Source organism: Streptomyces sp. NPDC033221, assembly GCF_055577005.1.
In genome coordinates, this window is sequence record NZ_JBVIQN010000060.1 from 23,470 (window position 1) to 29,847 (window position 6,378).

Genomic DNA, 6,378 nt, shown 5'->3' on the forward strand with positions numbered 1-6,378 from the left:
GAGGCCAGGCCAGGCCAGGCCAGGCCAGGCCAGGCCATGCTGGGCTGGGCTGGGCTGGCACGGGCCGGGTACGGCCGGACGCCGCCCGCCGAAGGCTCACGCCTCGGACGCCTCGGCCACGGTCCCGGGCGGCCCCGGACGCCCGGCCCTGGCCCGGACCTCGGCGTCACATCACCGGTTCCGCCCCGCCATCACGTCACCGGCGCCTTCGCCCGCAGCACCGCGATGAACTCGCGCATCCATCCGGAGTGGTCCGGCCAGGCGCGGGAGGACACCAGGGTGCCGTCCACGACGACCTCGGCGTCCCGGAAGGTGGCGCCGGCGGCCTGCATGTCCATTTCGAGGGAGGGGTAGGCGGTGACCCGGCGTCCGTTGAGGCCGCCGATCGCGGCGGTCAGCAGCGGCCCGTGGCAGATCTGGGCGACGGGCTTGTCCGAGTCGAAGAAGGACTTCACGAGTTTGCGCAGCTCGGGGTCGTTGCGCAGGTATTCCGGCGCCCGCCCGCCGGGCACCACGAGGGCGGCGTACTGCCCCGGGTCCACCTCGGAGAAGGCCAGGTCGGCGGGCCAGGTGTAGCCGGGTTTCTCGGTGTAGGTGTCGAAGCCCGGTTCGAAGTCGTGTACGACCAGTCGCAGGGTTTTGCGGGCGGGGGCGGCGACGTGCACGTCGTAGCCCTCCTCGCGCAGCCGCTGGTAGGGGTAGAGGACCTCCAGGGACTCCGCCGCGTCACCGGTCACGATCAGGATCTTGGCGGCCATGCCGTCCACCTCCGCTCGGGTTGCGTACCGCGCGCGGACGTGCCGTTCGTCACATCCGCGCGCCGCGGTGCGCTCCTCGGTGTCCCGCTCAACGTCCTCCGGATCGCTCTCCTTGCCAAGCCCCCGCGGGATACGGCGGGATTCCAGGGGTGGTGGTGAGCCGCCGCGTCGCTGTCCGGATCGTCAAATTTCGGCTAGTGGGTTTGTACACAGCTGGACCATGACGGCACCCCGGCCGGGAGCGATAGCCTTGCATCGTGATCAGCGCGATAACCCGCGGGGGCATCGAGGCCCTTGCCGTGCGCCCGGGACAGCACGATGACCGGGCGGCCGCTGATCGTTGCGACCGGGACCGAACGCCGACCCCGACCGGGCCGGCGCCGAGCGGTCCGGTCGGCGCTCATCGCGGCACAGCGTCGTCTCCGTCCGGACACTTCCCCGCGTTGCGGCGGGGGAACCCTCACCGGTCGGGCCGGCGTCGTGCAGCTTCCACGGAGTTCATCCACGACGTCACGCAACGGCGCGCGACAGGAGCCAGAGGACATGCAGACCAAGCTGGACGAAGCCAAGACCGAGCTGCTCGCGCGGGCGGCCCGGGTCGCTGAAAGCAGCCCGGCCGGGGGACAGGCACCGGTGCAGGGTCTCGACCCGGACACCCTCCTGGGATACCTCCAGCGCTACTACCTGCACACCGCGCCGGAGGACCTGACCGGCCGCGATCCGGTGGATGTCTTCGGCGCCGCGCTCTCCCACTACCGGCTGGCCGAGAACCGGCCGCAGGGCACCGCGAACGTCCGGGTGCACACCCCGACGGTCGAGGAGAACGGCTGGACCTGCAGCCACTCCGTCGTCGAGGTCGTCACCGACGACATGCCCTTCCTGGTGGACTCGGTCACCAACGAGCTGTCCCGTCAGGGCCGGGGCATCCATGTGGTGATCCACCCGCAGGTGATCGTCCGCCGTGACGTGACCGGCAAGCTGATCGAGGTCCTGGACAACACGTGCGACCTGCACGGCCGGACCGGCAAGGACAAGGCGGGCAACGGCAAGGGCCGGGACCTGCCGCACGACGCGCTGATCGAGTCCTGGATCCATGTGGAGATCGACCGGGAAACCGACCGCGCCGACCTCAAGCAGATCACCGCCGACCTGCTGCGGGTGCTGTCCGACGTACGGGAGGCCGTCGAGGACTGGGAGAAGATGCGCGACGCCGCGCTGCGCATCGCCGACGAGCTGCCCACCGAGCCGACCGCCGACGACCTGCGGGACCAGGAGGTCGACGAGGCTCGCGAGCTGCTGCGCTGGCTGGCCGCCGACCACTTCACCTTCCTCGGGTACCGCGAGTACGAGCTGACCTCGGCCCCCGGCGAGTCCGGTGCCGAGGAGGACGTGCTGACCGCCGTGGCCGGCACCGGCCTGGGCATCCTGCGCTCCGACCCCGCGCACAGCGAGGGCGACGACGGCCACCCCGTCTCCCCGTCGTTCAACCGCCTGCCGAAGGACGCGCGCGCCAAGGCCCGCGAGCACCGGCTGCTGATCCTGACCAAGGCCAACAGCCGTTCCACCGTGCACCGCCCCTCGTACCTCGATTATGTGGGCGTCAAGAAGTTCGACGCCCAGGGCAACGTCGTCGGCGAGCGCCGGTTCCTCGGCCTGTTCTCCTCGGCCGCGTACACCGAGTCCGTACGCCGCGTGCCGGTCATCCGCCGCAAGGTCGCCGAGGTGCTGGAGGCCGCGGGCTTCACCGCCAACAGCCACGACGGCCGTGACCTGCTCCAGATCCTGGAGACCTACCCGCGCGACGAGCTGTTCCAGACGCGCGTGGACCAGCTGCAGTCCATCGTCACCAGCGTGCTGTACCTCCAGGAGCGCCGCCGGCTGCGGCTGTACCTGCGCCAGGACGAGTACGGGCGCTACTTCTCGGCGCTGATCTACCTGCCGCGCGACCGCTACACCACCGGCGTACGGCTGCGGCTGATCGACATCCTCAAGGAGGAACTGGGCGGCACCAGCGTCGACTTCACCGCCTGGAACACCGAGTCGATCCTCTCCCGGCTGCACTTCGTGGTCCGGGTCGAGCCCGGCGCGACGCTGCCGAACCTCACCGACGCGGACGCCGAGCGCATCGAGGCGCGCCTGGTCGAGGCGGCCCGTTCCTGGGCCGACGGCTTCGGCGAGGCGCTGACCGCCGAGGTCGGCGAGGAGCGCGCGGCCGAGCTGCTGCGCCGCTACAACCACGCCTTCCCGGAGGGCTACAAGGCCGACAACCCGCCGCGCAGCGCGGTCGCCGACCTCCAGCACCTGGAGAAGCTGACGGCGAAGGGCGGCAACGACTTCGAGGTCAGCCTGTACGAGCCGGTCGGCGCGGGCCCCGACGAGCGCCGCTTCAAGATTTACCGCACGGGTGAGCCGGTCTCCCTGTCCAAGGTCCTGCCGGTGCTGAACCGGCTCGGCGTCGAGGTGGTCGACGAGCGCCCGCACGAGCTGCGCTGCACCGACAACACCACGGCCTGGATCTACGACTTCGGGCTGCGCATCCCCGAACGGATGAACGGTGACGACGCGCGCGAGCGGTTCCAGGACGCCTTCACGGCGGTGTGGACCGGCCGTGCGGAGAGCGACAACTTCAACAAGCTGGTGCTGCGGGCCGGGCTGAACTGGCGCCAGGCGATGGTGCTGCGGGCGTACGCCAAGTACCTGCGGCAGGCCGGTTCGACCTTCAGCCAGACGTATATGGAGGACACCCTCTCCAACAACGTCCACACCACCCGGCTGCTGGTCAGCCTCTTCGAGGCGCGGATGTCGCCGGAGCGGCAGCGGGCCGGCACCGAGCTGACCGACGGGCTGCTGGAGGAGCTGGACGGCGCGCTGGACCAGGTCGCGAGCCTGGACGAGGACCGCATCCTGCGGTCCTTCCTGACCGTCATCAAGGCGACGCTGCGCACCAACCACTACCAGAAGAACGGCGACGGGCAGCCGCACTCCTACCTGTCGATGAAGCTCGACCCGCAGGCCATCCCGGACCTGCCGGCGCCGCGCCCGGCGTACGAGATCTGGGTGTACTCGCCGCGCGTCGAGGGTGTCCACCTGCGCTTCGGCAAGGTGGCCCGCGGTGGTCTGCGCTGGTCGGACCGGCGGGAGGACTTCCGTACGGAGGTGCTCGGCCTGGTCAAGGCGCAGATGGTGAAGAACACCGTCATCGTGCCGGTCGGCGCCAAGGGCGGCTTCGTCGGCAAGCGGCTGCCGGACCCGTCGGTGGACCGTGACGCGTGGCTGGCGGAGGGCGTCGCCTGCTACAAGACGTTCATCTCGGGTCTGCTGGACATCACCGACAACCTCGTCGGCGGCGAGGTCGTGCACCCCGCGGACGTCGTGCGGCACGACGAGGACGACACGTACCTCGTCGTCGCGGCCGACAAGGGCACCGCGACGTTCTCCGACATCGCCAACGAGGTCGCCGAGTCGTACGGCTTCTGGCTCGGGGACGCGTTCGCGTCCGGCGGCAGCGCCGGGTACGACCACAAGGGCATGGGCATCACCGCCCGCGGCGCCTGGGAGTCGGTCAAGCGGCACTTCCGCGAGCTGGGCGTCAACACCCAGACCGAGGACTTCACCGTGGTGGGTGTCGGTGACATGTCCGGTGACGTGTTCGGCAACGGAATGCTGCTCAGCGAGCACATCCGGCTGGTCGCCGCGTTCGACCACCGGCACATCTTCCTCGACCCGACGCCGGACGCGGCCACCTCGTACGCCGAGCGCCGCCGGCTGTTCGAGCTGCCGCGCTCCTCGTGGGCGGACTACGACACCAAGCTGCTGTCGCAGGGCGGCGGCATCCACCCCCGTACCGCCAAGTCCATCCCGATCAACGCGCAGGTACGGGCCGCCCTCGGCATCGAGGCGGGCGTCAAGAAGATGACCCCGGCCGACCTGATGCGGGCGATCCTCGAAGCGCCGGTGGACCTGCTGTGGAACGGCGGCATCGGTACGTACGTGAAGTCGTCGGCCGAGTCGAACGCGGACGTGGGCGACAAGTCCAACGACGCGATCCGCGTCAACGGCGAGGACCTGCGGGTCAAGGTCGTCGGCGAGGGCGGCAACCTGGGCCTGACCCAGCTCGGCCGGATCGAGTTCGACCGTAACGGCGGCAAGATCAATACCGACGCGATCGACAACAGCGCCGGTGTGGACACCTCCGACCACGAGGTGAACATCAAGATCCTGCTCAACTCGGTCGTCGCCGACGGCGACATGACGGTCAAGCAGCGCAACAAGCTGCTGGCCGCGATGACCGACGAAGTCGGCGCGCTGGTCCTGCGCAACAACTACGCGCAGAACACCGCGCTCTCACTGGCGCAGGCGCAGTCCGCGAGCATGCTCCCCGCCCAGCAGCGCTTCATCCGCCGCCTGGAGCGCGACGGGCACCTGGACCGCGGGCTGGAGTTCATGCCCAGCGACCGGCAGATCAAGGAGCGGCTGAACGCCGGACGCGGGCTGACCCAGCCCGAGACCGCCGTACTGCTCGCCTACACGAAGATCACGGTCTCCGACGCGCTCATCAAGACCGGCCTGCCGGACGACCCGTACCTCCAGCACCTGCTGCACGCGTACTTCCCCAGCGCGCTGCGCGAGAAGTTCGCCGAGCAGATCGACGCGCACGCGCTGCGCCGCGAGATCGTCACGACCGTGATGGTCAACGACACGGTCAACACCGGCGGTACGAGCTTCCTGCACCGGATGCGGGAGGAGACCGGCGCCGCGCTGGAAGAGGTCGTACGGGCGCACACCGCGGCCCGGGCGATCTTCGGACTCGGCACGGTCTGGGACGACGTCGAGGCCCTCGACAACGTCGTGGCCGCCGAGGTGCAGACCCGGATCCGGCTGCACTCCCGGCGCCTGGTGGAGCGCGGCACCCGCTGGCTCCTCAACAACCGTCCGCAGCCGCTGGAACTCTCCGAGACCATCGACTTCTTCGCGGAGCGGGTCGCCGGGGTCTGGGCCGAACTGCCCAAGCTGCTGTGCGGCAGCGACCTGGAATGGCACCAGCGCATCCAGGACGGGCTGACCGAGGCCGGGGTGCCGGTGGCGCTGGCCACGCGGGTCGCCGGGTTCTCCTCGGTCTTCCCCGCGCTGGACATCGTGGCCATCGCGGACCGCACCGGCAAGGAGCCGCTGGACGTCGCCGAGGTCTACTACGACCTGGGCGACCGGCTGCGGATCAACCAGCTCCTGGACCGCATCCTGGAACTGCCGCGCAACGACCGGTGGCAGTCGATGGCCCGGGCCTCCATCCGCGAGGACCTGTTCGCCGCGCACGCGGCGCTGACCAGCGACGTCCTGTCGGTGGGCAGCGACTCCGCGACGCCGGAGGAGCGGTTCAAGGCGTGGGAGGAGAAGAACGCGGCGATCCTCGGCCGCGCGCGGACCACGCTGGAGGAGATCCACGGGTCGGAGGGCTTCGACCTGGCCAACCTGTCGGTCGCGATGCGGACCATGCGGACGCTGCTGCGGACGCACAGCTGACGCGCACCACGTCGTGGAGGGGGGGGGGGGGGGGGGGGGGGGGGGGAGGGGGGGGGGGGGTGGGGGGGGGGTGGGGTGTTGGGTTGGGAGGGGGGAGGCC

Annotated in this window: 2 protein-coding genes; one reads left to right on the forward strand and one right to left on the reverse strand. The window is 70.5% G+C overall.

What is annotated here, in order from left to right:
- Positions 1–191: 191 nt before the first annotated feature.
- Complete coding sequence (locus ACZ53K_RS40665) at positions 192–758, reverse strand: DJ-1/PfpI family protein (RefSeq protein WP_468847591.1); 567 nt, start codon at positions 756–758, stop codon at positions 192–194.
- A 543-nt stretch (positions 759–1,301) separates the two neighbouring features.
- Between ACZ53K_RS40665 and ACZ53K_RS40670 the strand changes: the two genes are divergently transcribed.
- A complete protein-coding gene (locus tag ACZ53K_RS40670; RefSeq protein ID WP_468847594.1) occupies positions 1,302–6,278 on the forward strand; it encodes an NAD-glutamate dehydrogenase in 4,977 nt (1,658 codons plus the stop codon).
- Positions 6,279–6,378: the final 100 nt, after the last annotated feature.